Source organism: Lentzea flava (assembly GCF_014648475.1).
GTDB lineage: Bacteria > Actinomycetota > Actinomycetes > Mycobacteriales > Pseudonocardiaceae > Lentzea > Lentzea flava.
Map to the genome: position 1 here is coordinate 105693 of NZ_BMRE01000015.1, position 26625 is coordinate 132317.

24 protein-coding genes and 1 tRNA gene are annotated in these 26625 nt (G+C 69.8%); 12 read left to right on the plus strand and 13 right to left on the minus strand.

Annotated elements, in window-relative coordinates:
- Nucleotides 1–777, plus strand: coding sequence for an ESX secretion-associated protein EspG (locus IEZ09_RS19390; RefSeq protein WP_189255128.1), 777 nt, complete (start codon nucleotides 1–3; stop codon nucleotides 775–777).
- Here the strand turns inward: IEZ09_RS19390 and IEZ09_RS19395 are convergent.
- From IEZ09_RS19395 to rox, 6 genes are all read right to left on the minus strand, one after another.
- Nucleotides 774–1937, minus strand: a complete 1164-nt coding sequence (locus tag IEZ09_RS19395; RefSeq protein ID WP_189255129.1) for a lactate 2-monooxygenase — start codon at nucleotides 1935–1937, stop codon at nucleotides 774–776. The genes IEZ09_RS19390 and IEZ09_RS19395 overlap by 4 nt on opposite strands.
- 13 nt (nucleotides 1938–1950) lie before the next feature.
- Nucleotides 1951–2247, minus strand: a complete 297-nt coding sequence (locus IEZ09_RS19400) for a VOC family protein (protein ID WP_189255130.1) — start codon at nucleotides 2245–2247, stop codon at nucleotides 1951–1953.
- A gap of 8 nt (nucleotides 2248–2255) precedes the next feature.
- Complete coding sequence (gene secD / locus IEZ09_RS19405; protein ID WP_308202411.1) at nucleotides 2256–4376, minus strand: protein translocase subunit SecD; 2121 nt, start codon at nucleotides 4374–4376, stop codon at nucleotides 2256–2258.
- A gap of 80 nt (nucleotides 4377–4456) precedes the next feature.
- Nucleotides 4457–4783, minus strand: coding sequence for a hypothetical protein (locus tag IEZ09_RS19410; protein ID WP_189255132.1), 327 nt, complete (start codon nucleotides 4781–4783; stop codon nucleotides 4457–4459).
- A complete protein-coding gene (locus tag IEZ09_RS19415) occupies nucleotides 4783–5733 on the minus strand; it encodes a tetratricopeptide repeat protein (protein WP_189255133.1) in 951 nt (316 codons plus the stop codon). The genes IEZ09_RS19410 and IEZ09_RS19415 overlap by 1 nt, the downstream gene beginning before the upstream one ends.
- 88 nt (nucleotides 5734–5821) lie before the next feature.
- On the minus strand, nucleotides 5822–7243 hold the full coding sequence (gene rox, locus IEZ09_RS19420) for a rifampin monooxygenase (RefSeq protein ID WP_189255134.1): 1422 nt from the start codon (nucleotides 7241–7243) through the stop codon (nucleotides 5822–5824).
- A gap of 143 nt (nucleotides 7244–7386) precedes the next feature.
- Between rox and IEZ09_RS19425 the strand changes: the two genes are divergently transcribed.
- Complete coding sequence (locus IEZ09_RS19425; protein ID WP_189255135.1) at nucleotides 7387–8520, plus strand: MFS transporter; 1134 nt, start codon at nucleotides 7387–7389, stop codon at nucleotides 8518–8520.
- Here the strand turns inward: IEZ09_RS19425 and IEZ09_RS19430 are convergent, their stop codons facing one another.
- From IEZ09_RS19430 to IEZ09_RS19440, 3 genes are all read right to left on the minus strand, one after another.
- On the minus strand, nucleotides 8521–10371 hold the full coding sequence (locus IEZ09_RS19430) for a glycoside hydrolase family 97 protein (protein WP_189255136.1): 1851 nt from the start codon (nucleotides 10369–10371) through the stop codon (nucleotides 8521–8523).
- 62 nt (nucleotides 10372–10433) lie between these two features.
- The gene (locus IEZ09_RS19435; protein ID WP_189255137.1) at nucleotides 10434–10820 is read right to left on the minus strand and encodes an NUDIX hydrolase; all 387 of its coding nucleotides are present in this window, start codon (nucleotides 10818–10820) and stop codon (nucleotides 10434–10436) included.
- 174 nt (nucleotides 10821–10994) lie between these two features.
- The gene (locus tag IEZ09_RS19440; protein ID WP_189255138.1) at nucleotides 10995–11576 is read right to left on the minus strand and encodes an FMN-dependent NADH-azoreductase; all 582 of its coding nucleotides are present in this window, start codon (nucleotides 11574–11576) and stop codon (nucleotides 10995–10997) included.
- Between the two features lie 82 nt (nucleotides 11577–11658).
- On the opposite strand from IEZ09_RS19440, the gene IEZ09_RS19445 reads away from it, so the two are divergent.
- Complete coding sequence (locus tag IEZ09_RS19445) at nucleotides 11659–12132, plus strand: MarR family winged helix-turn-helix transcriptional regulator (protein WP_189255139.1); 474 nt, start codon at nucleotides 11659–11661, stop codon at nucleotides 12130–12132.
- Here IEZ09_RS19445 and IEZ09_RS19450 read toward each other — a convergent pair.
- Entirely contained in the window at nucleotides 12129–13316 is a 1188-nt protein-coding gene (locus IEZ09_RS19450) for an NAD(P)/FAD-dependent oxidoreductase (RefSeq protein WP_189255140.1), read from the minus strand. The two genes, IEZ09_RS19445 and IEZ09_RS19450, sit on opposite strands and share 4 nt — an antisense overlap.
- 188 nt (nucleotides 13317–13504) lie before the next feature.
- Between IEZ09_RS19450 and IEZ09_RS19455 the strand changes: the two genes are divergently transcribed.
- The 3 genes from IEZ09_RS19455 to IEZ09_RS19465 are packed head-to-tail and all read left to right on the plus strand — an operon-like array spanning nucleotide 13505 to nucleotide 16618.
- Nucleotides 13505–13705 carry a hypothetical protein gene (locus IEZ09_RS19455; protein WP_045317853.1) on the plus strand — a complete coding sequence of 67 codons (201 nt, stop codon included), beginning with the start codon at nucleotides 13505–13507 and terminating at the stop codon, nucleotides 13703–13705.
- 54 nt (nucleotides 13706–13759) lie between these two features.
- A complete protein-coding gene (locus tag IEZ09_RS19460) occupies nucleotides 13760–15262 on the plus strand; it encodes an AMP-binding protein (RefSeq protein ID WP_189255141.1) in 1503 nt (500 codons plus the stop codon).
- 27 nt (nucleotides 15263–15289) lie between these two features.
- Complete coding sequence (locus IEZ09_RS19465; RefSeq protein ID WP_189255142.1) at nucleotides 15290–16618, plus strand: helix-turn-helix domain-containing protein; 1329 nt, start codon at nucleotides 15290–15292, stop codon at nucleotides 16616–16618.
- A gap of 207 nt (nucleotides 16619–16825) precedes the next feature.
- Here IEZ09_RS19465 and IEZ09_RS19470 read toward each other — a convergent pair whose 3' ends face one another.
- Nucleotides 16826–18064, minus strand: coding sequence for a helix-turn-helix domain-containing protein (locus tag IEZ09_RS19470; protein WP_189255143.1), 1239 nt, complete (start codon nucleotides 18062–18064; stop codon nucleotides 16826–16828).
- Between the two features lie 303 nt (nucleotides 18065–18367).
- Here IEZ09_RS19470 and IEZ09_RS19475 point away from each other — a divergent pair, with 303 nt between their 5' ends.
- Nucleotides 18368–18850 (plus strand): PH domain-containing protein, encoded by a 483-nt coding sequence (locus tag IEZ09_RS19475; protein WP_370467729.1) that lies wholly within the window; start codon nucleotides 18368–18370, stop codon nucleotides 18848–18850.
- On the plus strand, nucleotides 18847–20424 hold the full coding sequence (locus tag IEZ09_RS19480) for a PH domain-containing protein (protein WP_229812719.1): 1578 nt from the start codon (nucleotides 18847–18849) through the stop codon (nucleotides 20422–20424). The genes IEZ09_RS19475 and IEZ09_RS19480 overlap by 4 nt, the downstream gene beginning before the upstream one ends.
- Here the strand turns inward: IEZ09_RS19480 and IEZ09_RS19485 are convergent.
- Nucleotides 20403–21344, minus strand: a complete 942-nt coding sequence (locus IEZ09_RS19485) for a GlxA family transcriptional regulator (protein ID WP_189255144.1) — start codon at nucleotides 21342–21344, stop codon at nucleotides 20403–20405. The two genes, IEZ09_RS19480 and IEZ09_RS19485, sit on opposite strands and share 22 nt — an antisense overlap.
- 71 nt (nucleotides 21345–21415) lie before the next feature.
- Between IEZ09_RS19485 and IEZ09_RS19490 the strand changes: the two genes are divergently transcribed.
- On the plus strand, nucleotides 21416–22681 hold the full coding sequence (locus IEZ09_RS19490; RefSeq protein WP_189255145.1) for an MFS transporter: 1266 nt from the start codon (nucleotides 21416–21418) through the stop codon (nucleotides 22679–22681).
- Here IEZ09_RS19490 and IEZ09_RS19495 read toward each other — a convergent pair.
- On the minus strand, nucleotides 22613–24124 hold the full coding sequence (locus IEZ09_RS19495; protein ID WP_189255146.1) for a helicase HerA-like domain-containing protein: 1512 nt from the start codon (nucleotides 24122–24124) through the stop codon (nucleotides 22613–22615). The two genes, IEZ09_RS19490 and IEZ09_RS19495, sit on opposite strands and share 69 nt — an antisense overlap.
- A gap of 72 nt (nucleotides 24125–24196) precedes the next feature.
- Here IEZ09_RS19495 and orn point away from each other — a divergent pair, with 72 nt between their 5' ends.
- The 3 genes from orn to IEZ09_RS19510 all read left to right on the plus strand — a co-directional run bounded on the left by orn (nucleotide 24197) and on the right by IEZ09_RS19510 (nucleotide 26624).
- Nucleotides 24197–24802 carry an oligoribonuclease gene (gene orn / locus IEZ09_RS19500; RefSeq protein ID WP_189255147.1) on the plus strand — a complete coding sequence of 202 codons (606 nt, stop codon included), beginning with the start codon at nucleotides 24197–24199 and terminating at the stop codon, nucleotides 24800–24802.
- Between the two features lie 65 nt (nucleotides 24803–24867).
- A tRNA-His gene (locus tag IEZ09_RS19505) sits at nucleotides 24868–24940 on the plus strand.
- A 58-nt stretch (nucleotides 24941–24998) separates the two neighbouring features.
- Entirely contained in the window at nucleotides 24999–26624 is a 1626-nt protein-coding gene (locus IEZ09_RS19510) for an ABC-F family ATP-binding cassette domain-containing protein (protein WP_189255148.1), read from the plus strand.
- The last annotated feature ends 1 nt before the right edge of the window (nucleotide 26625 follow it).

Here is a 26625-nt window from a genome sequence, read left to right on the forward strand (position 1 = left end):
GTGCTGAGAAGCAGGGTCGCCATCCCTGTCACGGCGCTCTACCAGGCGTGGCAGGCGGCGGGCCTGCCGTCGTTGCACCGCGCGTTGCTCACGCAGGTCGACTTCGACGAGGACCTCCTCGAGTCGGGTGACCTGAGCGAGCTCGAACGGTTGCAGCGCACGGCATGGGCACAACTCGAGCAGTACGGGCTGGCGCGCGGCAACGAGATCCACCCGGACCTCGCCAACGCGCTGCGGCTCGTGGTGGAGGCGGGCGTCGAGTACTGGGCGTTCTTCAGCCTGAAGGACGGCCCTCAGCAGAGCGTGCTGGTCGTGACGAACGGCCAGGACGCGCTGCGCATCGTGCTGACGCCGGACCAGCAGTTCGTGCTGGAGCCGGTCCGTCCGGACGAGGCACCGCAGGCGCTGGTCGGCGCCCTGCCACCGGCGCAGGCCGGGAAGGGCAGCCCGATCACGCTGCCAGAGGACGCGCTGAAGCAGAAGCCGCAGTCCTACGAGGACACCGGTTCGTTCATGCAGCAGAGCCGCCCGACCAGCACGCCGAACGACCAGCTGGTCGCGCAGCTCAAGCAGATCATGGGCCAGCCGCGCACCGGCGGCGGCCAGGTCTACTCGGCCAAGCGCGACCACCTCGGCCGCAAGCAGCGCTGCATCAACCCGCTCACCTACATCGACACGGCGAGCGGGCGCTACGTCGCGGCCAGGGACCAGGGCTGGCTGCGGGTGCAGCCGGCCGATTTCGGCACCCTCGCCCACATGACGGCGACGATGCCCTAAGGGGTGAACCGCAGCGCGTCCGGACCCAGTTCGGCCGGGCTGCGGTGACCCGAGAGCCCGAGCGTGAGGTCGAAGTCCGCGAGCAGGCTCCGCAGCACGTGCTTCACGCCGACCTGGCCGCCGTGCGCCAGCCCGTACGCGTACGGGCGCCCCACCATCACGGCCTTGGCACCGAGCGCCAACGCCTTCACGATGTCGGCGCCGGTGCGAATCCCGGAGTCGAAGAGCACGTCGACCTGCTCCCCCACCGCCTCGACGATCGACGGCAGCGCGTCCAGCGACCCGACAGCGCCGTCGACCTGACGCCCGCCGTGGTTCGACACCACGATTCCGTCCATTCCGGACTCGACGGCCTTGCGCGCGTCGTCGGGGTGCTGGATTCCTTTGAGGACGATCGGCCCGTCCCAGTGCTCGCGCAGGAAGGTGAGCTGGTCCCACGACTTGTCGGTGCCGGTGAACAGCTGCACCCACCGCAGGATCGCCATCGGCAGATCCTCCTCCGGCGCCTTCTGCAGCCCGGCGCGGAACACCGGGTCGCTGAACGGGATCGCCGTGCCGACCCCGCGCAGGAACGGCAGGTAGGCCTGGTCGAGGTCGTGCGGCCGCCACGCCAGCGTCCACGTGTCGAGCGTGACCACCAGCGCCGTGTACCCGGCCTTGCGCGCCCGCTCCAGCAGCGACGCGCAGACGTCCGGATCGTTCGGCCAGTACAGCTGGTACCAGCGCGGCCCGTCGCCGGAGGCCTCGGCGACCTCCTCGATGGTGTGCGAGGAGGCCGTCGACAACACCATCGGCACCCCCAGCTCGGCCGCCGCCCGCGCGGTGGCCAGCTCCCCGTCCGGGTGCAGAATCGACTGCACGCCAACGGGTGCGAGCATCACGGGCGCGGGCAGCTCGGTGCCGAGCACCGACACGCCGAGGTGCCGCTCGGTCGCGTTGGTCAGCATCCGCGGCACGATCCGCACCCGGTCGAACGCCTCCCGGTTCGCCCGCACGGTGGCACCGGACCCGGCACCTCCCGCCACGTACCAGAACGGTCCCGGCCCCAGCCTCTCGCGCGCCGACTGCTCCAGCGCGTCCGGATCGGTGGTGAACGGCGGCACCGCGCCGCCAAGCCCCTGCAGGTAGATCTCGTTCTGGTACGCGGAGAAGGAGGTCATGCCGCCTACTCTGCTACGAAGCGGGCTGGACGAGGAAGAACTCGTTTCCGAACGGGTCGCTGAACCACGTCGCCCGGTCGCCCCACGGCATGGTGTCCGGCGCGGCCTTGACCTGCACGCCCTTCTCCTGGAAGGCCGCGCAGTCGCCGTCGATGTCGTCGGTGATCAGCGAGATGCCGCAGCCCGTCGTGAACGACACGTTGGGCGTGTCGGACAGCGACAGCGCGAACGCCGTCTGGGCGCCGGGAGGAGCGACGGTCAGCCAGCGCATGTCCGCCTCGCTGCTGTCCTGGTGCGCGTGTGTGATCATGCGAAAAACTAGGCCCGTGCCCCCGCCGTGCGCTTCTTGGAAACTGCTCGGCTCGGCCAGCGCGACTCCAACCAGATCGCGACCGGCGCCGCGGTGACCACTGTGGACAACGTCCCCGCGACCAGGCCGATCAGCAACGCCGTGGCGAAGTTCGCCAGGGAGCCGTCGCCGAGCACCAGCAACGCCGAGAGCACGAACAGCACGCCGATGCCGGTGTTCACGGTGCGCGGCACGGTTTGCACCACCGCGTCGGACACCACGTCCGGGTAGGGCGCCGAGCGGCGGGAACCGCGCAACGAACGGAGGCGGTCGAAGACGACGACGGAGTCGTTGACCGAGTAGCCGATCACGGTGAGCAGGGCGGCGAGGAACACGCCGACCGCCGTGTTGCCCAGCCACGCGAACACGCCGACGAGCACCAGGACGTCGCTGAGCAGCGCGGCGACGGTGGCGACGCCGAGGCGCCAGTCGAAGCGGACTGCCAGGTAGACGAGCTGGGCGGCGACGGCGATGGCCAGGCCGATCACGGCGTTGCGGCGCAGTTCGGACGACAGGGACGGGCCGATCAGCTCGTTGCTCGACTGGCGGGCGCCGCCGTCGACGGCCGACGACACGATCGTGCCGATGCGGGACGAGTCGGCGTCGTTGATCGGGCCGGTGCGCAGGGACACCTCGTTGCCGGAGGTGGACACCACGACGTCGCTGAAACCGCCGTCGGCCAATGCGGTGCGCACGCGGGCCGCGTCGACGGGGGTGCCCGCGGTGAAGTCGAGCATACGGCCGCCGGTGAACTCGACGCCCAGGTTCAGGCCGCGGACGAACAGGCCGGCGACGGCCACGAGGACCAGCACACCCGCGCTGATCAGCCACGCGGACGGGCGCCGGTACAGCACTGCGGAGAGGCGCTGGCGCACCCAGCCCAGCGTGTGCAGACCGCTCAACGAAGGGCGCTTCGCGACGAAACGCGTGCCCAGCAGCCACAGGACCAGCACGCGCGACAAAACCAAAGCGCTGAACATGGACGCGAGCACACCGATGGTCAAAGTGACGCCGAAGCCGCGCACCGGGCCCGTGGCCAGCCAGAACAGCAGCCCGGCCGCGAGCAGGGTCGTGACGTTCGAGTCGGCGATCGCGCTCAGCGCGCCGCGGAAGCCGTTCTCCGCGGCACGGCGCAGGTTCGGTTTTCGGGCGTACTCCTCGCGGGCTCGCTCGAAGATCAGGACGTTCGCGTCGACCGCCATGCCGATCGCCAGCACGAAACCGGCCAGACCGGGCAACGTCAGCGTCGCGCCGACCGCCAGGAGTCCCGCGTAGGCGACGGCCGCGTAGCCGGCCAGTGCCACGACGGCCAGGAAACCGGCCAGCCGGTAGGCGAAGATCAGGAACACCGCGGTCAGCGCGATGCCGATGATCGCGGCCTTGGCGCTGGCCTCGATGGCCTCCGCGCCCAGGGTCGCGCCGACGGTACGTTGTTCGATCACCTCGACCGGTACGGGCAGCGCGCCGGAACGGATGACCAGTGCCAGTTCCTTGGCCTCCGCCTCGGAGAAGCGGCCGGTGATCGAGGTTGCGCCACCTGCCTGGCCGCCACGGCAGGGCGTGTCGGCGCTGACCTCGGGCGACGAGATGGTCTTGCCGTCGAGCACGAACGCGATCTGGCGGCCGGGCGTGCCGGACGGTTCGCAGGCCGCCTCGCCGGTGACCTGCTGCCACTTCGCGGGGGCGTCGCCCTGGAACTGGACGTTCACCAGGAAGCCCGCGCCCTGCGGGTTGCGGACGGCGTTGGCGTCGGAGATGCCTTCGCCGGTCATGACGGTCTGGCCGTTGCGCTGCACGGTCAGCTGCGCGGTGCGGCCGAGGACCTTGACGGCCTCCTCCGGGTTCTGGACGCCGGGGAGTTCGACGACGATGCGGTTCTCGCCGGAGCGGGCGATGACCGGTTCGGCGACGCCGAGCGCGTCGACGCGGCGGCGCAGGACCTCCAGGGATCGGTCGGCGGCGTCGGAGTCACCCTTCGCCTCGAGGACGATCTGGGTGCCGCCGCGGAGGTCGAGGCCGAGGCGGGGATCGGTGGTGAGCAACAGGAATGCGGATGCGACGAGGACCCCGAGCGCTGTCAGACCGCGCACGAGCAGACCCCGTCGCGCGGTGTCGCGCGACATGGGTGAGTAGGCCTTCCGAGAAGAAAGTGGTTGCTGAGAAACGGGTTTCAGCGACCGGAAGGCGGCGAGCGGTCCCGCTGCGGGGTCCAGCGGATGCCGTCCGGCGTGCGGTGCACGCGCCGGACGAAGGAGACGATGAAGCGGACCGGCAGCGCGGGCTTGGCGACCGGCGGCACGTCCATCGGCAGCTGGGTCTGCGGCACCTGGGCCGAGTGGAGGTTGTGCGGCTTGGGCGCGGCGCCCGGCAGGTTCGCGAAGTCGTGGCCGTGCCGGACGACGGAACCGGAGGCGGGCGCGGGCTCGGCGGGCGCGGCTACGACGAACAGCTGCGTGAGGAACAGCATGAACGCGAGCGCGACCGCGTTGCGACGCATCACCGCTTCCTGCCTCCCCCGACGTACACGAGCGCACCACCCACGACAGCGCACAACCAGGAAAGCACAAGAGGCTGCATCGTGGTTGCGCCGAACAGCAACGCGATGGTCCACGCGGAGAGGATCAGGGCCGAGGCGGCGAGCAGCGACACCGTCACGGCGAGCTTGCGCAGGCCGAACAGCAGCTTGAACGGACGCAGCCGCAGCGCCACGACAACGCAGCACAACACCAGCGCACCGGTGAAGAAGCCGAGGTACGGCGTCGGCCGCGGCATGCCGGCGACGAGTGCCAGCAAGCCGCCGCCGACCAGCAGCAGCGAGAGCGTGCGCAGCGCACGCCACACCTGGACCTTGTTCAACTGCGTCGGCGCGGGCTTCGCGGACCGGCGCCGTTGCACGGTCGCGAGGTTCGCCTTGGAGTCCGCGTCGGACGGGTCCAGCTTGATCGCCGTGCGGTAGGCGTGCTCGGCGGTGCCCCAGTCGCGCATGCGCAGGGCCGCGTCGCCGAGCACCTGGAACGCCCGTGCCTCCGTCGGGGCGAGCTGCGAGGCGTGCAGGGCCGAGTCGAAGGCTTCGACGGCTCCGTCCGGCAGGTCGGCGAGCACCTCGGCCAGCACGACGTAGCAGCGCCAGTCGCCGGGCTTGCGGCGCACGGACTCCCGCGCCGCGACGACGGCCTCCTGGTGCCGCCCGAGGTCGCTCAACGCGAGCGCCGCCAGCCGCTGCGGCCAGGCGGGCTCGCCGTCGAGGACCATCGCGCGCTTCGCCGAGTCGAGGGCCTGGTCCGCCTCACCTGCGTCCAGGTGGGCCGCCGCGAGCCGGCACCACGCCTCGGCGTGCCGGGGGTTCGCCGCCACCAGGGGCCGCAGCAGGTCGATCGCCTGCCGCGGTTTCCCCGAGGCGGTGAGCTCGGCAGCGCGCAGCAGCACCGCGGTCATCGGCTCGGACACGCCGCACAGTGTGACAGCGCGCCCTCAGCCCCCGAACGGGTGACCTCAGCCCTGGGTGTTGGAGCGCCTCCAAGCCGTCCGCACGTACTCAGGCGGCCGCACCGAACCAGCGCGCGAGCTCCCCCTCCAGGTCCTCCTGGGCCGACCCGGCCCACGCCACGTGCCCGTCCGGCCGCAGCAGCACGGCAGGCGCGTCCAGTTCCTCGCTGACGTCGACGAGGTGGTCGACCCGGTCCGCCCATCCCCCGACCGTCAACGACCCGGTCTGGTCGAGCAGGATCCCGCGGCCGGCGTGCATCTGGTCGTAGAGCCCTCCCCGCTTCAGGGCGAGGTCCCCGATCCGCCGCCCCACCAGGTCGTCGGAGGAGCCGAAGTCGTACCGGATCCGGACGGCGATGATCTTCTCGATCAGGTACCGGTTGACCTCCTCGAACTGCACCAGCTCGGTGAACACCCGCCGCACCGACTGCGGGCCCGGCTCGACCTTCATCAGCTCGATCTGGGCGCGGGTGTTGTTCAGCACCTCCTCGGCGACCGGGTGCCGTTCGGCCTCGTAGGTGTCGAGCAACCCTTCCGGCGCCCAGCCGTGCACCGCGGCGGCCAGTTTCCAGCCGAGGTTGAACGCGTCCTGCAGGCCCAGGTTCAGGCCCTGGCCGCCGGTCGGCGGGTGGATGTGCGCCGCGTCGCCCGCGAGGAACACCCGGCCGGACCGGTACTGCGAGGCCTGCCGGGTGGCGTCGCCGAAGCGGGACATCCACCGCGGCGAGTGCACGCCGAAGTCGGTGCCGGCGACGCGCACCAGCTGCTGCTTGAAGTCGTCGAGGGTCGGCATCACCGCCCTGTCCTCGCTCACGCCGTCAGCGGGCACGACGACGCGGTAGGCGCCGTTGATCGGACCGATGCCGAACCGCTTCTGAGTCTTGCGGATCTCCAGCATCAACGGCATCGCCTCCTCCCAGGGCACGCCGATCTCCATCTCCCCCAGCAACGTCTCCACGCGCGTCGGCTCGCCGGGGAAGTCGATGCCGGCCAGCTTGCGCACGGTGCTGCGGCCGCCGTCGCAGCCGACGAGGTAGCGCGCCCGCAACGAGGTGCCGTCGGCCAGTTCGACGGTCACGCCCTCGTCGTCCTGCGCGAGACCCACGACCGTGCGGCCGCGCCGGATCTCGGCGCCGGACTCCACGGCGTGTTCGGTGAGGAGGCGCTCGGTGATCGGCTGCGGGAGACCGAGCGTGTGCGGGTACTTGGTGTCGAGTCGTTCCGGCGCGGGCCTGTCGATGCCCGCGAAGAACCCGGCGAGCGGGTGCTTCGTGCCGAGTGCGAGGAACCGGTCGACGATGCCGCGCTGGTCCAGGATCTCGAGGCTGCGCGCGTGCAGGCCGAGCGCCCTGACCACCTCGGTGGGTTCCTCGTCGCGCTCCAGCAGGACCACGCGCACGCCGTGCAACCGCAGTTCGCCGGCCAGCATCATGCCGGTCGGTCCGCCGCCGGCGATGATGACGTCGATCATGAACTCCCCATTTCCCCAGGTAAAACGCGTTGGCTGCGAAATGATGAAGCATCACCGGGGTCTTGCCGCAAGCCCTGGGGTGCGCTATATGTTGAAGTGGGAGGAGAGCGATCTCCTCCCTTCGTCGTTTCTGGGGGAGCGACTTGGTCAGGTGGTACTTCGCGGGTTTGGCGCTGTCGTTCTTCGGGACGAGCGCGATGCACCTCGTCGCCGGTGTCTGGGTGAAGTCGCTGACGGGAAGCGACGCCCTCGCGACGATCGCCATCCTGTGCGTGTACGCGCCGGGCGTGCTGTCGCCGTGGATCGGCAGGATCGCCGACTCCTACCGCCGCAAACCCCTGCTCATCTGCACCGATCTGGCGATCGTCCCCGTGCTGGCGGTGCTGTTCCTCACCGACGAGATCTGGGTGATCTACACCGTCCTGCTGATCTACGGCGTGAAAGCCGTGCTGGTCAGCGCCGCGGAACCGGCACTGCTCGTGGCGCTGCTGCCACCGGATCGGCTCGCCAGGATCAACGGCCTGCGCATGTCACTGCAGGAAGGCATGAAGCTCGTTGCTCCACTGGCGGCTGCCGCGCTGTTCGCCGGATACGGCGCGTGGCCGGTCATCGCGATCGACGCGCTGTCGTTCCTGCTCGCCGCCGCGGCCACCAGCATGATCAAGGTCGACGAACCACCGCCCGCCCCGCGCGAAACGCCGAGCCGGCCCCACCTCAAAGCTCTCACCTGGCCGATCGCCGGCGCCGCGACGGCGTTGTTCGCGGGCTCGATCGGCACCGCCGCGTCGTTCTCCCTCGTGGAGAACGGACTGCACCACGACCCGGAGTTCCTCGGTGTGCTGTCCGCGGCCCAAGGCGCCGGATCAGTGATCGCGGGATTGCAGGGCAAGCGCGCGAACGTCACCGCAGGGCTCGTGCTCGTCGCGGCAGGCGCCCTGGCCAGGACGACGGCGTGGCTCCCTGCGGTGCTCGCGGGCGGGTTCCTCAACGGCGCCGGCCTCGCCTGGGCCGTGATCGCCGTCGCCACGCTCGTCCAGCAACGCACCCCACCAGCGGTTCTCGGTCGCGTGAGCGCTACGGCCATCAGCATCGTCTTCGCGGGCGGACCGCTCGGGCTCGCGGCGGGCGCGGCACTCGTCGCGCACCTGAGCTTCGAGGCCATCTACGTGATCATCGCCGTCATCACCACCGCCGCGGCGGTGTGGGCACGCGGGAGCCAGGCGCGCCGCTTCACTGCGCGCCGGGCTCCCGCGCGGGCGACCGACCAGATGGAGTGATCAGCCGCAGGTGGTGGCGGTCGGCGGAACCTGGCAGAGCCGGGCCGCGTAACCGCCGTTGCGTGCCACGGGCACCGTCAGGGAGTCTCCCGCCGAAACACGTTTGGTGTCGAACGCGATCTTCCCGGTCGGACTGTCGTGGTACAGCTCGACCAACCACGAACCGGAGCCGAGGAATCCCGTTCCGACCGAAAGGTCGTGTGGATCACCCGCCGCACCGGCACCGAGGAACCACGTCGAGCCGGACCGCCTCGCCAGCACCGCGAGCTTGCCAGGATCGCCCGCGACCAGCCGGGTCTCGTCCCACACCGCCGGAACCGTCCTGAGGAACTGCTCCGCCACCGGGTACGCGGCATAGCTGGAGATCTTGTCCGCGAAGTGCTGCACGCCGGACTCGTAGAGCACGCTCAGCGCGAGCTCCGCCGCGTCGGAGTTGGGCCGCACCCCCGAGAACGTCACCGGCGTGAAGTCCATCGGCCCGGTCAGGTTCCTGGTGAACGGCAACGTGAGGTAGTGCTCGATCGGGAACGGCTCCCGGCCAGGACGCGGCTTCGTGCCCTCCGCTCCCTTCACCGCCTCCGCCGTGAGCACGTGCGGCCAGGTCCGCTCGACACCGCGCGGGATGGGCGCGCCGTGGAAGTTCAGCATCAGCTGGTACTTCGCGGCCGCCGCGTACACGGCGTCGTACCAGCGCATCCGGTCCTGCCCGTCGGACTCGATGAAATCGATCTTCAGGCCCACCGCGCCCCACGAGCGGTACTGGGCGAAGAGCCGCTCGCGTTCGCTGTCGGTGTCGATGGTCTGCCATCGCACCCAGAGCCACGTCTCGACGCCACGCGCCTTGGAGTACGAGATCAGCTCGGGGATCCAGTCGGCGCTCCAGCCGGAGTCGACGAGGTTGTACCGGTAGCCCTGCTTCGCCGCGTAGTCCGCGTACTGCTTCTGCAGAGCCAGGTTCCCCGTGCCGTCACCCCACCACGACCACACCGCGGTGCCGGGCTTGATCCACGACGTGTCGGAGATCTTCGACGGCGGCGCGAGGGAGGTGATCAGCGAGCTCTCCACCAGCGACTCCAGCGACCCCACCCCGAGCACGCGCCACGGCGTGGCCAGCGGACCGGCCGAGGTCTCCGCGGGATCGGGCAGGACGAGCCGGTAGCGCGAGCCGTCGAACGCCACCCGCGAACCGCCGTAGCGGCCGTCGACATCGGATTCCGCGAGCAGCAGCCACGAGCCGGCGACGTTGAACAGCGCCGGATACCCGTACTCGACACCCTTCTCGGCAACGCGCACGTGCGCGGACTCGTAGTCGCCGCGCCCGTTGTCGTACGGCAGCAGGAACTTCTCGGCCGACGACGGCACCGCGAACTCCGACGCCTCGCCGAGCACGGTCGCCCACTTGCCGGATGGCAGGACGTACCGGTACGCCACGCCTTCCGCGGACGTGCGCACCACGACGTCCAGCCGTTCCGCCATTCGTTGAAGGTGGAACGTCGTCTCGGTACCGACGTAGGTGTGCCGGCGTTTCCTGCCGGACACCGTCGTGTACGAGTCCTGGACGAGCCGCGACGCCGACCCGACGAACTTCAGCCCCGACGTCAGGTCGGCGTCAGCGGTGCGGAGGCCCAGCGCGGACGGCTCCAGCACCGTGGTGCCGCCGTGCCGGACGGAAAGGCTCAACCTCCCCTTGTCGAGCCGGACAAGTGCTTCCGGTGCAACGGATTGCGCCCCGGCTGGTGCGGCGACGCGCCACTCGCCGGACTCGGCGACGGCGGGAGTCGTGCCGATCAGCGCGCCGGCGGCGGCCGCACACACCGCCACCAGCAGCACCGATCTGTTGCGAAGCCCCATGCGTGTCACTCCCTACAGCGTGGCGGCGGTAGGTGGACAGAGTTGGGAAAGCGCTTACCAGCTTAGGACAGCAGTCCAGCCGACTCCAGGTGACCGAACACGATCCGCGTGACCGGTGAGACCCGGTCCGCGTCGGCGGCGGTGAACCACGCCAGTTCGGCGATCTCGCTCGCCGGTTGCAACTCCCCGGCGAAGGACGCCGTGTAACAGGTCATTCGCACGGTCTCCCCCTCGGCGCGACCGTGCGCCTGCGCCTCGAACACGCCGAGCAGCTCGGCGCCGGAGACCTCGACCGACAGCTCCTCGCGAATCTCGCGCACGAGCGTCTCGACGTCGGACTCCCCCGGCTCGCGCTTGCCGCCGGGCAGGTAGAACGTGTCCTTGCCGTGCGACCGGGCGACGAGCACCCTGCCGTCTTGCAGATGGACCCAGGCGATCTTGTCGATCATGCCGCCAGGCTAGGGCCTGTATCGAAGTCCCGTTCGATGAGAGTCGCGCCTGAGGTGGTTTCTGGTGGTGCGGCCGGACGGCCCGCATACCGGTGTTGTATGTGGGTCGTCCGGCCGTGCCGCCAGGGGCCGCCTCAGGCCCGGCTATCGCGAACATGGACTTCGATACAGGCCCTAGGCCGAGGCGAGCTCCTTGACCACGCGGTGCGCGTCGGCGAGCGACTCGACCGCGAGCTCGCGGAACTGGTGCAGCTGCGGGTTGACGTCGGCCATCGTGAGCTCGGCGTGCACGAACTCCAGGTTCTGGTCGAGCCCGATCATCGACAGCACGGCCCGCAGGTACGGCTCCTGGAAGTCGAAGCCCGCACGCGGCGTGCCCGGCTTGTACGACCCACCGCGCGCGGTCACCACGACGACGCGCTTGCCGCCCAGCTCGAACGTGCCGTCCTCGCGCTGGAAGAAGTCCGGCGACGCGATCTGGTCGATCCACACCTTCAGCGTCGACGGGATCGAGAAGTTGTACATCGGCGCGCCGATGAGGATCACGTCGGCGGCCCTGACCTCGGCGACGAGGTCGGCCTGGATGTCGTGCTGGGTGCCGTCCACGTGCGGGATCGGGTCCGCGTGGAGGTCCCGGTAGGTGTAGCCGCCCTCGGGGTTCACCGACCGCCAGACGTCGGCGAACGCCGAGGTGATCTCGCGGGTCACAGACCCATCGCGACGGATGCTCGAGTCGATGTGAAGCAGATTGGTCATACCAAGAACATACGAGTTGAGAAGTTCCGAGTCAAGATGTTCTCAATCGAGAACATCTCTCCTCCGATGTATGATCGACCACATGGAGGTACAGCAGCCGATCCCCGCGTGCGTGGAGAAGTGGGACTTCAACTGGCTGCTGCACCGCGCCGCCCAGCGGGTCGGGTCCGCGTTCGCCGACGAGATCGCGAAGTTCGGCATCTCCTTGCGCGGCCAGCTGGTCCTGAACGCCCTCGCGAGCGACGAGGAGGCCGCGCGCACCCAGCTCAAGCTCGGGGCCATGCTCGGCCTGGACAAGACCACGCTGATGAGCGAGCTCGACAAGCTGGAGCGAGCCGGCCTGATCCTGCGGGTGCCCGACCCCAACGACCGCAGGGTGCGCACGCCGGTGATCACCGACAAGGGCCGCGAGCTGCAGAAGCAGGCAGGAGACGCGCTCGCCGAGGTCGAACGCGGATTCCGCGCCCGCTTCACCGATCAGGAGATGGCGGTCATCCGCAAGGCCCTGGGCGAGCTCGCCAACGGCGACGCCCCGATGCACGGCTCCTGCATCTAGGCCAGAGAACCCAGGTCCGCCTCACGCAGCAGTGCCGGAGTCACGGTCGCCTGCGCGTCCACCAACGCCTGCAACGCCGTGCCGTGGTCCCAGACGTTGACGTTCATGGCCGCCCGCAGCCGTCCGTCCCGCAGCCAGAACGCGATGAACTGCCGCGCGGCCAGGTCGCCGCGCACCACCACCTCGTCGTCGGGACCGGCGAGGCCGCGGTACTCCATGCCCAGGTCGTACTGGTCGGTGAAGAAGTACGGCGACTTCTGGTACGGCTCGTCCAGGCCGAGCAGCGAGCCGGCCACGTGCGTGCCCTGGTCCTTCGCGTTCGCCCAGTGCTCGACGCGGACGCGGTGTCCGTAGCGCGGGTGGTCGTGCGCCGCGATGTCACCGGCCGCGAACACGTCGGGTGCGGACGTGCGCAACGCCGCGTCGACCGCCACGCCGCCGTCGGTCAGGTCCAGCCCGGCGGCTTCGGCCAGCTCCAGCCGCGGTGTCGCGCCCACGGCCAGCACCGTCACGTCCGGCAGCAGCTCGGTGCCGTCCTCCAGCACCACGCCCGACGGCGAGAAGGCCGCCACGCCGGTGCCCAGCTTGAACTCGACGCCGTGCTCCTCGTGCAGGCCGCGGAACATCCTGCCCATCTCCGCACCCAGCACGCGGATCAGCGGTTCGGGCAACGGGTCGACCACCGTGACGCGGCAGCCGTGGGTGCGGGCGGCGGACGCCACCTCGCAGCCGATCCAGCCCGCACCGATGATCACGACGTGCCTGCCCTCGCGCAACGCCGGCTTCAGCGCGAGCGAGTCGTCGACGGTGCGCAGCACATGTCCTTGCGCGCCAGGCAGAACGCGGGGACGTGATCCGGTCGCGAGCAAGAGCCGATCGTAGGAACGCACTGCTCCATCGGAGTCAACGATCGTGTGATCACCCGGTCGCAGCTCCAGCACCGAGACGCCGAGCCGGAGGTCGATCTCGTTGTCGGTGTAGAAACCCGGCTCGTGCACCCACGCCGGCTCCGCGGCCTTGCCCAGCAGAACGTCCTTGGACAGCGCGGGAAGTTCGTACGGGCGGTGGTGCTCGGTGCCGAACACGGTGATCTCGCCGCCGTAGCCGCGGTCTCGGAGTGCGCCGGCCGCGGAGGCACCGGCGAGGCCGGACCCGACGATCACGATGCGTTGCGGTTCCGCCATTTTCACTCCTCCTCGTGACCAACTCTCGTCCCACGTGCGACGCTATCCGCAGCTCGGCACGGTCGCTCGACGGAGACTTTTCCCGCGAACGCGAAATCGCCGTCACGACCACCGGCCGCGCGCGTCTCATCCACGCGAGCGCCGGGACCACCGGGCCGGCGCGCCGAGTGAGCTGGAGGAAGAAACCCGTGGGAGCCAAAGAGGAGTGGCAGGTGAGCTGCCGCGACATCGCTTCGCGCCGACGGGACTTGACGGTGTTCGTCAGCCAGGGGCACATCGTGATCAACGTGCCACCGGGCGAAGCCGCTGTTCTGACACCGCTGGAGGTGGGCCGTCTGCGCGCCGCGTTGCGGGAAGCGGTGGTCGCCGCGTCCGACACGGAGCTGTGACCGCCGTCACAGCGTTACCTACTCGCAAGTAGGTAAGTGGTTAGAGTGGGCGGCATGCTGACCCGCGTGCTGCTGACCCTGGTCAAAGCCGGAGTGATCCGGCCGTTGGGCCCGCGCGGCCTCGCCGGCACCGTGCGCGGGTATCTGCAGTGGGACATCACGCTCGCGTGGGGTTACCAGACCGGCGCCGGACGACACCCGGACCGTGCCGCGATCGTCGACGACGACGGCGTGCTGACGTACGCGGAGGTGAACGAGCGCACCAGCAGGCTCGCGCACGCCTTCCGCGCCGGCGAGCGCATCGGGCTGCTGTGCCGCAACCACCGCGGTTTCATCGAGACGATGACCGCGTGCACGAAGATCGGCGCCGACGCCGTCCTGCTCAACACCGGCCTGAGCAAAGGGCAACTGGCCCAGGTCGCCCAGGACCAGAAGATCGACAGGATCGTCGCCGACCGCGAGTTCGCCGACGTGCTGCCCTCCGGAGTTCCCACGTACTTCAGCGACGAACTGGAGTCGCTGATCCTCAACGGTCCGACGACGCCGCTGCCCCGCCGCCCTCCGCGCGGCCGGCTGATCATCCTCACCTCCGGCACCACCGGCACGCCGAAGGGCGCCAAGCGACCGGAACCCGCGAGCCTCGCCCCCGCCGCCGCGCTGCTGTCCCGGATTCCGCTCAAGCACGGCGACGTCATCGCCATCACCTCGCCGCTCTTCCACGCCTGGGGCCTCGCCGCGTTCCAGCTCGGGCTCGTGCTCGGCGCCACGCTGGTGCTGCGCCGCAGGTTCGACCCCGTGCAGACGTTGAAGGACGCGGAGAAGTGCACGGCGATGTTCGTGGTTCCCGTGATGCTGCAACGCATGCTGGAGACCCCGCATCGGCCGAAGCTGCGGATCATCGCGTCGAGCGGGTCCGCTCTGCCGCCGCGGGTCGCCACCCGCACGCTCGAAGAGTTCGGCCCGGTGCTCTACAACCTCTACGGCTCGACGGAGGTGAGCTGGGCGAGCATCGCGACGCCGGAAGAGATGCTCAGGGAGCCCGGTACTGCCGGGCGACCGCCGCTGGGCACCCGACTGGCCATTGTGGACGATCAGGGCAATCCGGTGGCACCCGGCGAGACCGGGCGGATCTTCGTGGGCAACGAGATGCTGTTCGACGGCTACACCAACGGCACCAGCAAGGAGTCGTTGAACGGCCTGATGTCCACCGGCGATCTCGGCTACGTCAAGGACGGACTGCTGTTCGTGGCCGGTCGCGACGACGAGATGATCGTGTCCGGCGGCGAGAACGTGTACCCGCGCGAGGTCGAGGACCTGCTCTCGAACCTCGATGGCGTCACGGAGGTCGCCGTGCTCGGCGTGCCGGACGACGAGTTCGGGCAGCGGCTCGCGGCGTTCGTGGTGGGCGACGAAAGCCTGACAGCCGACCACGTACGTGAACACGTGAAGGCGAACCTGGCGCGGTTTTCCGTTCCGCGAGATGTTTTCTTCGTCAACGAGTTGCCGCGCAACGCGGCCGGGAAAGTGTTGAAACGTCAGTTGCGCGAACAGGTCTAGAGTCGAGCCCCGAAGGGGGCTTGATCCATGACGGTTCCCGGCAGGACCGCCGACCCGCGGTCCAACGCCGTGCACAACCTGCGCGAGGCACGCATCGCACTGGACGAGGGCAGGCCAGGCGAGGCGCTGGAGTACGCCGAGAAAGCGGTTGCCGCGTTCGCGTGGCTCGACGACGTCGAGGGCGTCGCGGAGGGCGTGCTGGCGCAGTCGGTGGCGCTCGGCAAGCGCGGGCTGTGGCCCAGCGCGCTCGACACGATCGACAGGGTGCAGGAGATCGCGGCCGCGAACCGCCACATCGGACTGCAGGCGCGGTGCAGCTTTTCCCGTGCCGTGGTGGAACTGCGGCTCGACTCGCGGGAGCGGAGCTTCAACTCGTTCGCCCGCGCGCTGGGGCTCGCGGAGCTCACCGGCGACAGCGAGCTGATCGGTTCCGTGCTGTTCGAGCAGGCGCGGGTGATGCGCATGCAGTACCACGAGCACTGCATGATCCGCACCCAGGAGAGCCGCTGCAGCCTCGACGGTGAACCGTGCGTGCGCAAGCTGCGGCGCGCGGAAGCGTTGTGCGCGCAGGTGCGCGACCGGTGGAAGCAGGTCGGCGACCCGGTGCGGATGGCGATGGTGAACGTCCTGCTGACACACGTGCGCATCGATCTGGGTGAACTTGACCGCGCGCATCGCAGCTGGCAGCGCGCTGACCAGTTGCTTGCCGGAAGGAACCGCCCGGTGGCGCGGGCGGAGGCGTTGATGGCGCGAGCCAGGCTGAGCGGGGCGCGCAAGCGGTACCCGGACCAGATCAGCCAGCTCACCCAGGCCGCCGAGCTCGCGATGAGCTGTCTCGCGCGCGAAGTCGCGGTGCACGCCCACCAGCAGCTGAGCGAGGCGTACGAACGATCCGGGGACCTGGAACGGGCGTTGCGGCACGCGCGGCTGCAGCTCGAGCAGTACCGCCTGTGGGAGCTGCAGGAAGGCAGGGATCTGCTGCGGATGCGCGAGCACGACCTGTCGTCCCGGCTCGTGGAACAGTTGGCGCACAGGCGTTTCGAGCCCAAGCGGGAGGACGCCGTGGTGCGCGTCCCGCACACCGGCGAGCTGCACGAGCCGGGGACCGCGGAGCACACGAACACCCGGATCGCCCGCGCGCTGCGGGCAGGGCTCACCAAGCGCGGCATCGAGGTGCTGCGGCTCGTGGCGGCCGGCGCGAGCACGGCGATGATCGCCGAGTCGCTCGGCCTGTCGCCCAAGACCGTGCAGAACCACCTCCAGCGGATCTACACGACGCTTGACGTCAACGGCCGTTCCGGCGCCGTCGTGTGGTGGATGAGCCTGGCCTCTCACGAGTCATCCATTGTCAAGTAATTGACAATTCGTCCGACCAGACCGGGTTCCCATCCCCCGTTCGGCCGCTTGCCGCTGACGAGGTGGTCGCGAATCTTGGGTGATTTACCCACCCCGGCGCGGTGGAATTGGGTGATGTGACGGGTAACTGGTCTGTGTCATGCTCCGTTAACAAGGTGTCCAGTTAACGAGCGAGGGGCGGTCATGACCGGGCAACGTCGCCTGCGGTCAGTGCTTGCGGAGAGCGATCCGCGCCACGTCGCGCCACAGGAGCGGATCGACACCTTCGGGGTTGATGTGCTCCAGCAGCGCGGCCAGGGCCGTGCGCGCACCCGTGCTGCCGTCCGGGTCGACCTCGTCCGCCGCCCGCACCAGCAACAGGTGGCACCGCAGCTGCTGCTCCGCGTCGAGCTCGCCGGTCGCGATGGCCTGCTCCGCGAGCTCCCGCGCCCGGTCGACCTCGCCGTCGCGCAACGCCAGTTCCGCGCGCAACGCCCTGGCGTGCGCCAGCAGGCCGTCCTGCCGGCGCATCGCCGCGACCGTCGTCTCCACCTTGTCCAGCAACGCCACCACCTCGTCGAGGTTCGCACCGGGCGTGCGCAACGCGATGGACGCGCCGGCGAGGCGGACGCGGCAGCGGTACTCGGGATCGCCGTCGAAGTCGTCGAGCATGGCGACGGCCTCGCGGATGCAGTGCGCGGCTTCGGTTCTGTCGCCCAAACGGTCAGCGACCTTGGCGCGCGCCCACCACGTGGAGATGGCGAGCCGGTCGCGGCCGAGTTCGGACAGCCGCGCGGAAAGCTGGTCCACGACCTGTTCGGCGTCGGCCAGACGTCCCGCGGCGGTCAGCTCGGCGCACAACGAGATGAGCGCGCGCGTGTTGACGCGACGCACCCGTTCGCCGTCACCGCTGGCCAGCTCAACGGCCTCGGTCGCCGCTTTCACGGATTCGGCCGTCCGGCCGAGGCGCCGCAACGAGGATGCGCGCAGGATCTCCACCAACGCGTCCACCGCCGGACCGGGAGACCAGGACTTGCGCAGCTTCGCCGCCGCCAGCAGCAGACCCTCGTGGTCGCGTTGCCTGGCCAGCATCACCAGGCGCGTCCACCGCACGCACCAGCCGAACATCTCCTCGTCCGACCGCTTTCCCAGCGTCTCCAGCAGGTCGACGGCCATCACCAGGTCGCCGTCGTGGTAGGCGAGCAGTGCCTCGCACCACGCCAGCGCCTCGTCCTGCATCGCGGTGCGGTCCTCGTCGACCATCAGCTCGGACGGGTCGACGCCGAGCACCTCGGCGAGCCTGCGCACGACGGCGGGCGACGGCACCCGTTCACCGGATTCCAGCCGGGACACGTAACTCATGGACACGCCGGGGCACGCGAGGTCCTTTTGCGACAAACCGCGTTGCAGCCGGACCGCCCGCAACCGCGCGCCGAACCTCGTCAACGACTTCCTGCCCTCATCCACGGCCGCCACCTATCGGAACGGAGCACCTCAATGAAGTTGAACACTATCGCTCGAACCATCGCAGCAGTGATCCTCAGTTTGGGCGCTGTGGTGATCGCGAGCGGCACGGCCGCCGCGAGCGGGCCCCAGATGAGCCCGCCGCCGTTCACCCCGCCGTACGTGGCGCCCTGCGGTCGCTGACGCTCTCGACCGGTCGGGGTGGTCTTGCCTCCCTCGCAAGCAAGACCACCCCACCACCGGAACGCCGATTGACGCACCTGGCGACATCACCGGTGCGGAGTGAGGCACCCTTGTGGGGTGACTCTGCAACTGCGCACGCCTCGTCACCAGGTGAGTCCCAAGTCGGTCCTGCTGTGGACGATGCAGGCCGCCGTGTTCTGGCTGGTGCTCTTCATCCCGCAGCTCATCGTGTTCCTGCTGGTGAGCTCGCCGCCCACGTGGGAGCTGGCGCTCATGGTCGCCACGCTGGTCGTCGGCCTCGTGCACACCGCGGTCGAGCCGAGCTGGCGCTACCGCGTGCACCGCTGGGAGACGACGCCGGACGCGGTGTACACCCTCTCCGGCTGGCTCAACCAGGAGTGGCGGGTCGCACCCGTGTCGCGCATCCAGACGATCGACACGAAACGCGGGCCGTTCCAGCAGTTGCTCGGCCTCGCGACGGTCACGGTGACGACCGCGTCGGCCGCCGGTCCCGTGGAGATCGAGGGCCTGGACCACGAGGTGGCGCAGCAGCTCGTGGTGGAGCTGACGAACACCACGCAGGCCACTCCGGGTGATGCCACGTGAGCACTCCCCCGGAAATGCCCACCGAAGTGCCGTCCGGGCTGCCCGCAGCACCGGAGTTCACCGAGCCGCTGGCGGAGTGGCACCGCCTGCACGTGCGCATGCTGGTCGTGCGGCCGCTCAACGAGGGCATCGCGATGCTGGTGCCGATCCTCGTCCTGCTGTTCACCGGCAACGGCGAGAAGTGGCGGCTCTTCGCGAGCGGCGTCACCGTCGCGGTGATCCTCGCGTTCAGCTACTTCATCTGGCGCACCACGAAGTACCGCATCACCGACGACCAGGTGGAGCTGCACACGGGGCTGCTGACCCGCAAGCAGCTCGCCGTGCCGCGCGATCGCATCAGGACTGTCGACCTCACGTCCAAGCCCGGCCACCGCGTCTTCGGGCTGTCGGCGGTGCGGATCGGCACCGGGCAGCAGGACACTCCCGGTACCGACGGCCTCACCCTCGACGCCGTGACGCAGGAGGAGGCCGAACGCCTGCGGGTGTTGTTGCTGCAGAAGGCGGTCACGCACAAGGCAGGCGCGCCGGGGACCGCCTCCCCCGGCGAGCCGCACGCGGAAGTGGCGGTGCCCGAGTCGGAGGTCATCTCGCAGCTCGACCTGAAGTGGCTGAAGTTCGCGCCGCTGTCGCTGTCCGGTCTGGTCGCGATCGGTGCCGTGTTCGGCGTGCTGTCGAACTACGCCGACGACCTCGGCCTGCACCCGGTGCAGGACCTCTGGGAGTGGCTCTTCGAGCACCCGAGCTTCACGCTGCTCGGCGCGTTCGTCATCGCGCTGGTCGTGCTCGGGCTCGTGCTGTCGGTGCCGCTCTACATCCTCCAGTTCTGGAACTACCGGCTGACCCGCGAGCCGGACGGCACGCTGCGCGTGCAGCGCGGCCTGCTCACCACCCGCTCGGTCTCGGTGGAGGAACAGCGCCTGCGCGGTGTCGACATCCAGGAACCGCTGCTGGTCCGCGCGGGCAGAGGCGCGAAAGCCGTTGCGGTGACGACGGGTCTGGGTTCGAAGGGCGAGAGCAACCTGCTGCTGCCGCCCGCACCGCTGTCCGTGGCGCACCAGGTCTCCCGTGACGTCCTGAAGGTCGAGGACGACCCGACGACGCGCAAACTGCGCAAGCACCCGTTCGCCGCGTTGCGCCGCAGCCTGATCCGGCACGTGGTGCCGTGGGTGGTGATCACGGTGGGCCTCGCGATCTGGGCGCCGTCGTGGGCGTGGCCGATCCCGGTGGCGATCATCCCGTTCGCCGCACTGGTCGGCTGGGACAACTACCGCTCGCTGGGCCACGCGCTGGACGACCGCTATCTCGTCACCCGCAACAACTCTCTCGTCCGCAGCACCGTGGCGTTGCAGCGCACCGGCATCATCGGCTGGCGCATCCGGCGCTCGTTCTTCCAGCGCCGCAGCGGGTTGATGACGATCGGCGCGACCACCGCGGCGGGCGCGGGCGTCTACCACGTGACGGACGTCGGCGAGTCCGACGGCCTGGCGCTGGCCGACGCCGCCGTGCCGGACCTGCTCCGGCCGTTCCTGATCGACACGTCCACTGTGGAGGGTCAGGCGGAGCGGAACGTCTGACGGTAGGCCGACGGCGACACCCCGATCGACGCGGCGAGCTGTTGCCGCAACGCCGCGCCCGTCCCGAAGCCCGCGTGCCTGGCGACCAGGTCGATCGGCAGGTCGGTGGACTCGAGCAGGTGCCGGGCGCGGTCGACGCGTTGCTGGGTGAGCCACTGGCCTGGCGACATGCCGGTCTCGGCGCGGAACCGCCGCGTGAACGTCCGCACGCTCATCCTCGCCCGCTCGGCCAGCGCGGCCAGCTCCAGCGGCTCGTCCAGCCGGTCCAGGGCCCACGCGCGGGCGGGTGCCGTGGACGAGTCGGGGTCGTCCGGCACCGGCCGGTCCACGAACTGCGACTGGCCGCCCTGCCGCCACGCAGGCACGACGCAGTAGCGCGCGACCCGGTTCGCGACCTCGCTGCCGTGGTCGGACCTGATCACGTGCAGGCAGAGGTCTATCCCGGCCGCGACACCCGCCGAGGTGAGCACGTCGCCGTCGTCGACGAACAGCACGTCGGGGTTGAGCCTGACCTTCGGGTACAGCGCGCGAAACTCGTCGGTGGTCCCCCAGTGGGTCGTCGCGGGACGCCCGTCCAGCAGACCGGCCGCGGCCAGCACGAACGCGCCGGTGCAGATCGACATGATCCGTTCCGCGCGGGTGGTGGTGAGCGCCTCGTGCACCGCGGGCTCCAGCTTTCCCGCCGTCCGCGCGGGCAGGTAACGGGTGCCGGGCACGAGCACGGTGTCCGCGTCGCGGATCACCTCCAGGCCGTGGTCGGGCGTGATCGAGTAGCCGCCGCTCGTCGCGATCGGGCGGCGATCCGGCGAGCAGACCAGCACCTCGTAGCGGTCGGACAGGAAGCCGAACATGTGCGTCGAGGTGCCGAGGTCGAAGGCGACCGACACCTCGAGGGCGAGCACCGCGATCCGATGGGCCATGGCCTGATTCTTTCACATGTTGGCCATCAGGCCACTGGTCGCCGGGTCGGCGATCACCGAACCTTGTCGTCGTGAGACTCCATTGGGCCTGGGTTGTCGCAGGTGTGTCCTTCATCGCCTTGGTGGGTGCCGCGTCGTTCCGCGCGGCACCCGGTGCGTTGATCGAGCCGTTGCGGGCGGAGTTCGGCTGGACGACCGGCACGATCTCGCTCGCCATCTCGATCAACATCCTGCTGTTCGGGTTGACCGCGCCGTTCGCGGCGGCGCTGATGGACCGGTTCGGCGTGCGGGTCGTGGTGAGCTGCGCGTTGACCATGGTCGCGATCGGCAGCGGGCTGACGGTGTTCATGACCGCGTCCTGGCAGCTGATCCTGCTCTGGGGTGTCGTGGTCGGGCTGGGGACCGGGTCGATGGCGCTGGCGTTCGTCGCGACGATCACCGGCCGGTGGTTCGTGCGGCACCGCGGCCTGGTCACGGGCGTGCTGACGGCGGGTGGCGCGGCCGGGCAGCTCGTCTTCCTGCCGCTGGTGGCGTGGCTGTCGTCGGCCTACGGCTGGCGGTCCGCGTCGCTGATGATCTGCATCGCCGCGCTGGCCGTGGTGCCGCTGACGGCATTCTTCCTGCGCGAGTACCCGCGTGATGTCGGGCTGCTGCCGCTGGGCGCTGCCGAAGACACTCCCCCGCCGCCGTCCGGTGGCGCGGCCCGGCGGGCCCTCTCCGCGCTGGGTTCGGCTGCGCGCACCCGGCCGTTCTGGTTGCTGGCCGGCGGTTTCGCGATCTGCGGTGCCTCGACGAACGGTCTGGTGGGCACGCACTTCATCCCCGCCGCGCACGACCACGGCATGCCGACGACCACCGCAGCCGGACTGCTGGCTCTGGTCGGCATCTTCGACATCGTGGGCACGATCGCGTCCGGCTGGCTGACCGACCGCGTGGACTCACGGCTGCTGCTGGCGGCGTACTACGCGTTGCGCGGCCTGTCGTTGATGCTGCTGCCGCAGCTGTTCGGCGAGTCGGCGCACCCGTCGATGCTGGTGTTCATCATCTTCTACGGCCTGGACTGGGTCGCGACCGTGCCGCCGACGGTGGCGTTGTGCCGCCAGCACTTCGGCGTGTCCGGTCCGGTCGTGTTCGGCTGGGTGTTCGCGTCGCACCAGGTGGGTGCGGCTCTGGCGGCGTCCGCGGCCGGGCTCACCCGCGACCACCTGGGCAGCTACGACCTGGCCTGGTACGTCGCGGGTGCGCTCTGCATCGGCGCGGCGGTGCTGTCAGCGTCGCTTGCGCGAAGTGCCGAAGATGCCCCGCGTGATCTCGCGCGCCAGGGCGCTGCCGGCTGACCGCAGGAACGACTTCACGGCGCTGTTGCCGAGCACCTTCTCGACGAGCCCCGGTTCCTCCTTCTGAGGTTTGGGAGGTTCCGGGGCTTGTTCCTGTTGGGGTGGAGCGACTTTCTGCATCAGCTGCTCGTAGGCCGACTCGCGGTCGACGGTCTCGGCGTACTTGCCGTGCAGATCGGATCCCTGCGCGGCCTGCTTGATCGCGTCGGTGCCAATGGTGTCCATCAACGAACGCGGCGCCCTGAGCCTCGTCCACGCGACCGGCGTCGGGGCGCCCTTCTCGCTCAGCACGGTGATGATCGCCTCGCCGATGCCGAGCGAGGTGAGCGCTTTCTCCAGGTCGTAGTGCGGCGTGTTCGGGTACGTCTTCACCGTGCGCGCCAACGCTTTCTGGTCGTCCGGCGTGAACGCGCGCAAGGCGTGCTGGACACGCGCGCCGAGCTGCGACAGCACCTCGTTCGGGATGTCGGTCGGCAGCTGCGTGCAGAAGAAGACACCGATTCCCTTGGACCGGATGAGCTTCACGGTCTGGGTGATCTGGTCGAGGAACGCCTTCGACGCGTTGGCGAACAGCAAATGCGCCTCGTCGAAGAAGAAGACGAGCTTCGGCTTCTCGACGTCGCCCTCCTCCGGCAGCGTCTCGAACAGCTCGGCCAGCAACCACATGAGGAACGTCGAGAACAACGCCGGGTTGCCCTGCAGCTCGGCCAGTTCCAGCAGGCTGACGACACCCCTGCCGTCGCGTTGCCGCATCAGGTCGGCCGGATCCAGCTCCGGCTCGCCGAAGAACCGGTCACCGCCCTGCGCCTCCAGGTTCACCAGGGCCCGCAGGATCACCCCGGCCGTGGAGCTCGACACACCGCCGATGCCCTTCAGGTCCTCCTTGCCCTCGTCGCTCGTGAGGTGCTGGATGACGCTGCGCAGGTCCTTGGTGTCGAGCAGCGGCAGGCCCTTCGAGTCGGCCCAGTGGAAGATCAGGCCGAGCGTCGATTCCTGGGTGTCGTTCAGGCCGAGCACCTTCGACAGCAGGATCGGCCCGAAGCTCGTGACCGTCGCCCGCAACGGCACCCCGACGCCGCCCGTGCCGATCGACAGGAACTGGACCGGGTACGCCTGCGGCTGCCAGTCGTCGCCGGTGTCCTTGGCGCGGGTGTCCGTCCGGTCGTTGCGCTCGCCTTCGCGCGACAGACCGGACAAGTCGCCCTTCACGTCGGCCATCAGCACCGGCACGCCGTTGGCCGAGAGCTGTTCGGCGAGCAGCTGGAGGGTCTTCGTCTTGCCCGTTCCCGTTGCACCCGCGACAAGTCCGTGGCGGTTGACCATGGACAACGGGATGCGGACGTGTGCCGTCGACTCCACCTGTCCGTCGACCAGCACCGCGCCGAGTTCGATGGCCGCGCTCTCGGAGGCGTACCCAGCAGCGATCTCAGCTTGAGCCGTCATGCACGAGGAGCGTAACCAGGTTGCTGCACGCCGCCACTCGAAGTTGACGCGTTGCGCAGTAATGTTCGGGGCGTGATGGATCGTCTGGTGTGGATCGACTGCGAGATGACCGGACTCGACTTGGGCAAGGACGCTCTGATCGAGATCGCGGCACTGGTCACGGACGCCGAGCTGAACGTGCTCGGCGACGGCGTGGACATAGTGATCCACGCGGATGACGAAGTGCTCGCCTCGATGCCGGACGTCGTCATGGAGATGCACGCCAAGTCGGGCCTGACCGAGGAGGTCCGCGCCTCCACGGTGTCGTTGGAGGAGGCCGAGGCGGCCGTCCTCGCCTACATCAAGGAATGGGTCCCCGACCCGCGCACGGCACCGCTGGCCGGCAACTCGATCGCCACGGACCGCGGCTTCATCGCCCGCGACATGCCCGCGCTCGACGCGCACCTGCACTACCGCATGGTCGACGTGTCGTCGATCAAGGAGCTGTGCCGGCGCTGGTACCCGCGGATCTACTACGCGCAGCCGGGCAAGGGGCTCGCGCACCGGGCGCTCGCCGACATCGTCGAGTCGATCCGGGAGCTCGCGTACTACCGGCGCACGGCGTTCGTGCCGCAGCCGGGGCCGACGACCGAGCAGGCCCAGGCCGTGGCCGCTGAGCTGCTGAAAAACGCGGACTGACCCCTGATTTTTATCTTGGTGGATGCCGTTGCTATGCTTTCCTCGCCGGTCACGGACCGGTGATGGTGGGTGTAGCTCAGCTGGCAGAGCACTGGGTTGTGATCCCAGGTGTCGCGGGTTCAAGTCCCGTCACTCACCCTTTGTCGAAAGGCCTCCGCACAACGCGGGGGCCTTTCTTCACGTTTCGGGAGAGTTCATGACCACGCTCGTCGCCAAGGATCTCGCCGCAGGTCACGGTGACCGCGTCCTGTTCTCCGGGCTCGATCTCGTGGTCGCTCCCGGCGACGTGATCGGGCTCGTCGGCGTGAACGGCGCGGGCAAGTCGACGCTGCTGCGGACGCTGGCCGGGCTCATTCCGGCCGAGCAGGGCCGGGTGTCGCTCAACCCGCCATCCGCGAACGTCGGGCACCTGCCGCAGGAGCCGGAGCGTCGTGAGGGCGAGACCGTGCGCGAGTTCCTGGCTCGCAGGACTGGTGTTGCCGCAGCTCAGGCCGACCTGGACCGCGCCACCGAGGCGTTGACCGCCGGGAACGACGAGGGCTACTCGGACGCGCTCGACCGGTGGCTCGCGCTGGGCGGCGCCGACCTGGAGGAACGGTCGCTGGAGGTCATCGCGGACCTCGGCCTGACCGTGGGGCTGGACGCGTTGATGACCTCGCTGTCCGGCGGCCAGGCGGCGCGGGCCGGCATGGCGTCGTTGCTGCTCAGCCGCTACGACATCTTCCTGCTGGACGAGCCGACCAACGACCTGGACCTCGACGGCCTGGAGCGGTTGGAGAAGTTCGTCACAGGGCTGCGCGCGGGCACGGTGCTGGTGTCGCACGACCGCGAGTTCCTGGCCCGCACGGTGACGAGCGTGCTGGAGCTCGATCTGCACCAGAACGCCGTGCGCCTCTACGGCGGCGGCTACGAGTCGTACCTCGAAGAGCGCGCACGTGCCCGTCAGCACGCCCGTGACGACTACGAGGAGTTCGCGGACACCAAGGCCGCGTTGGAGGCCCGTGCGCGCATGCAGCGCGCGTGGATGGAGAAGGGCGTGAAGAACGCCCGGCGCAAGGCGGGCGACAACGACAAGAACGCCCGCAAGTTCCGTGCCGACGCCACCGAGAAGCAGGCCTCGAAGGCCCGCCAGACCGATCGCATGATCGAACGGCTGGAGGTTGTCGAGGAGCCCCGCAAGGAGTGGGAGCTGCGGATGGAGATCGCCGCGGCCCCGCGTTCCGGTGCCGTCGTGGCGTCTCTGCGTGCGGCCGTGGTGTCTCGCGGGTCGTTCACGCTGGGCCCGGTCGACCTGCAGATCGACTGGGCGGACCGGGTCGCGATCACCGGGGCGAACGGCGCGGGCAAGTCGACGTTGCTGGCGGCGCTGCTCGGACGGGTGGAGCTGGCCTCCGGTTACGCCACGCTCGGCTCCGGTGTCGTGGTGGGCGAGGTGGACCAGGCTCGCGGGCTGTTCCTGGGCGACCTGCCGCTGGTGGACGCGTTCCAGGAGGCCGTGCCGGAGATGACGCCCGCCGACGTGCGGACGTTGCTCGCGAAGTTTGGGCTGAAGGCGGCGCACGTGCTGCGTCCGGCGGCGTCGTTGTCGCCGGGCGAGCGGACGCGGGCCGCGCTGGCGTTGCTGCAGGGCCGCGGGGTGAACCTGCTGGTGCTCGACGAACCGACGAACCACCTCGACCTGGCCGCGATCGAGCAGCTGGAGTCGGCGCTGGAGAACTACCCCGGCACGTTGCTGCTCGTCACGCACGACCGGCGGATGCTCGAGGCGGTGCGGGTGAACCGTCACCTGACCGTCGCGGACGGCCAGGTGACGGTGTCCTGAG

Coding starts and splice junctions, on each gene's coding strand:
- IEZ09_RS19395 (WP_189255129.1), bottom strand. CDS start 1,937: ATGACCTCCTTCTCCGCGTACCAGAACGAGATCTACCTGCAGGGGCTT.
- IEZ09_RS19400 (WP_189255130.1), bottom strand. CDS start 2,247: ATGATCACACACGCGCACCAGGACAGCAGCGAGGCGGACATGCGCTGG.
- IEZ09_RS19410 (WP_189255132.1), bottom strand. CDS start 4,783: ATGCGTCGCAACGCGGTCGCGCTCGCGTTCATGCTGTTCCTCACGCAG.
- rox (WP_189255134.1), bottom strand. CDS start 7,243: ATGATCGACGTCATCATCGCCGGCGGCGGACCGACCGGCATGATGCTG.
- IEZ09_RS19430 (WP_189255136.1), bottom strand. CDS start 10,371: ATGGGGCTTCGCAACAGATCGGTGCTGCTGGTGGCGGTGTGTGCGGCC.
- IEZ09_RS19435 (WP_189255137.1), bottom strand. CDS start 10,820: ATGATCGACAAGATCGCCTGGGTCCATCTGCAAGACGGCAGGGTGCTC.
- IEZ09_RS19440 (WP_189255138.1), bottom strand. CDS start 11,576: ATGACCAATCTGCTTCACATCGACTCGAGCATCCGTCGCGATGGGTCT.
- IEZ09_RS19445 (WP_189255139.1), top strand. CDS start 11,659: ATGGAGGTACAGCAGCCGATCCCCGCGTGCGTGGAGAAGTGGGACTTC.
- IEZ09_RS19450 (WP_189255140.1), bottom strand. CDS start 13,316: ATGGCGGAACCGCAACGCATCGTGATCGTCGGGTCCGGCCTCGCCGGT.
- IEZ09_RS19460 (WP_189255141.1), top strand. CDS start 13,760: ATGCTGACCCGCGTGCTGCTGACCCTGGTCAAAGCCGGAGTGATCCGG.
- IEZ09_RS19465 (WP_189255142.1), top strand. CDS start 15,290: ATGACGGTTCCCGGCAGGACCGCCGACCCGCGGTCCAACGCCGTGCAC.
- IEZ09_RS19485 (WP_189255144.1), bottom strand. CDS start 21,344: ATGGCCCATCGGATCGCGGTGCTCGCCCTCGAGGTGTCGGTCGCCTTC.
- IEZ09_RS19495 (WP_189255146.1), bottom strand. CDS start 24,124: ATGACGGCTCAAGCTGAGATCGCTGCTGGGTACGCCTCCGAGAGCGCG.
- IEZ09_RS19510 (WP_189255148.1), top strand. CDS start 24,999: ATGACCACGCTCGTCGCCAAGGATCTCGCCGCAGGTCACGGTGACCGC.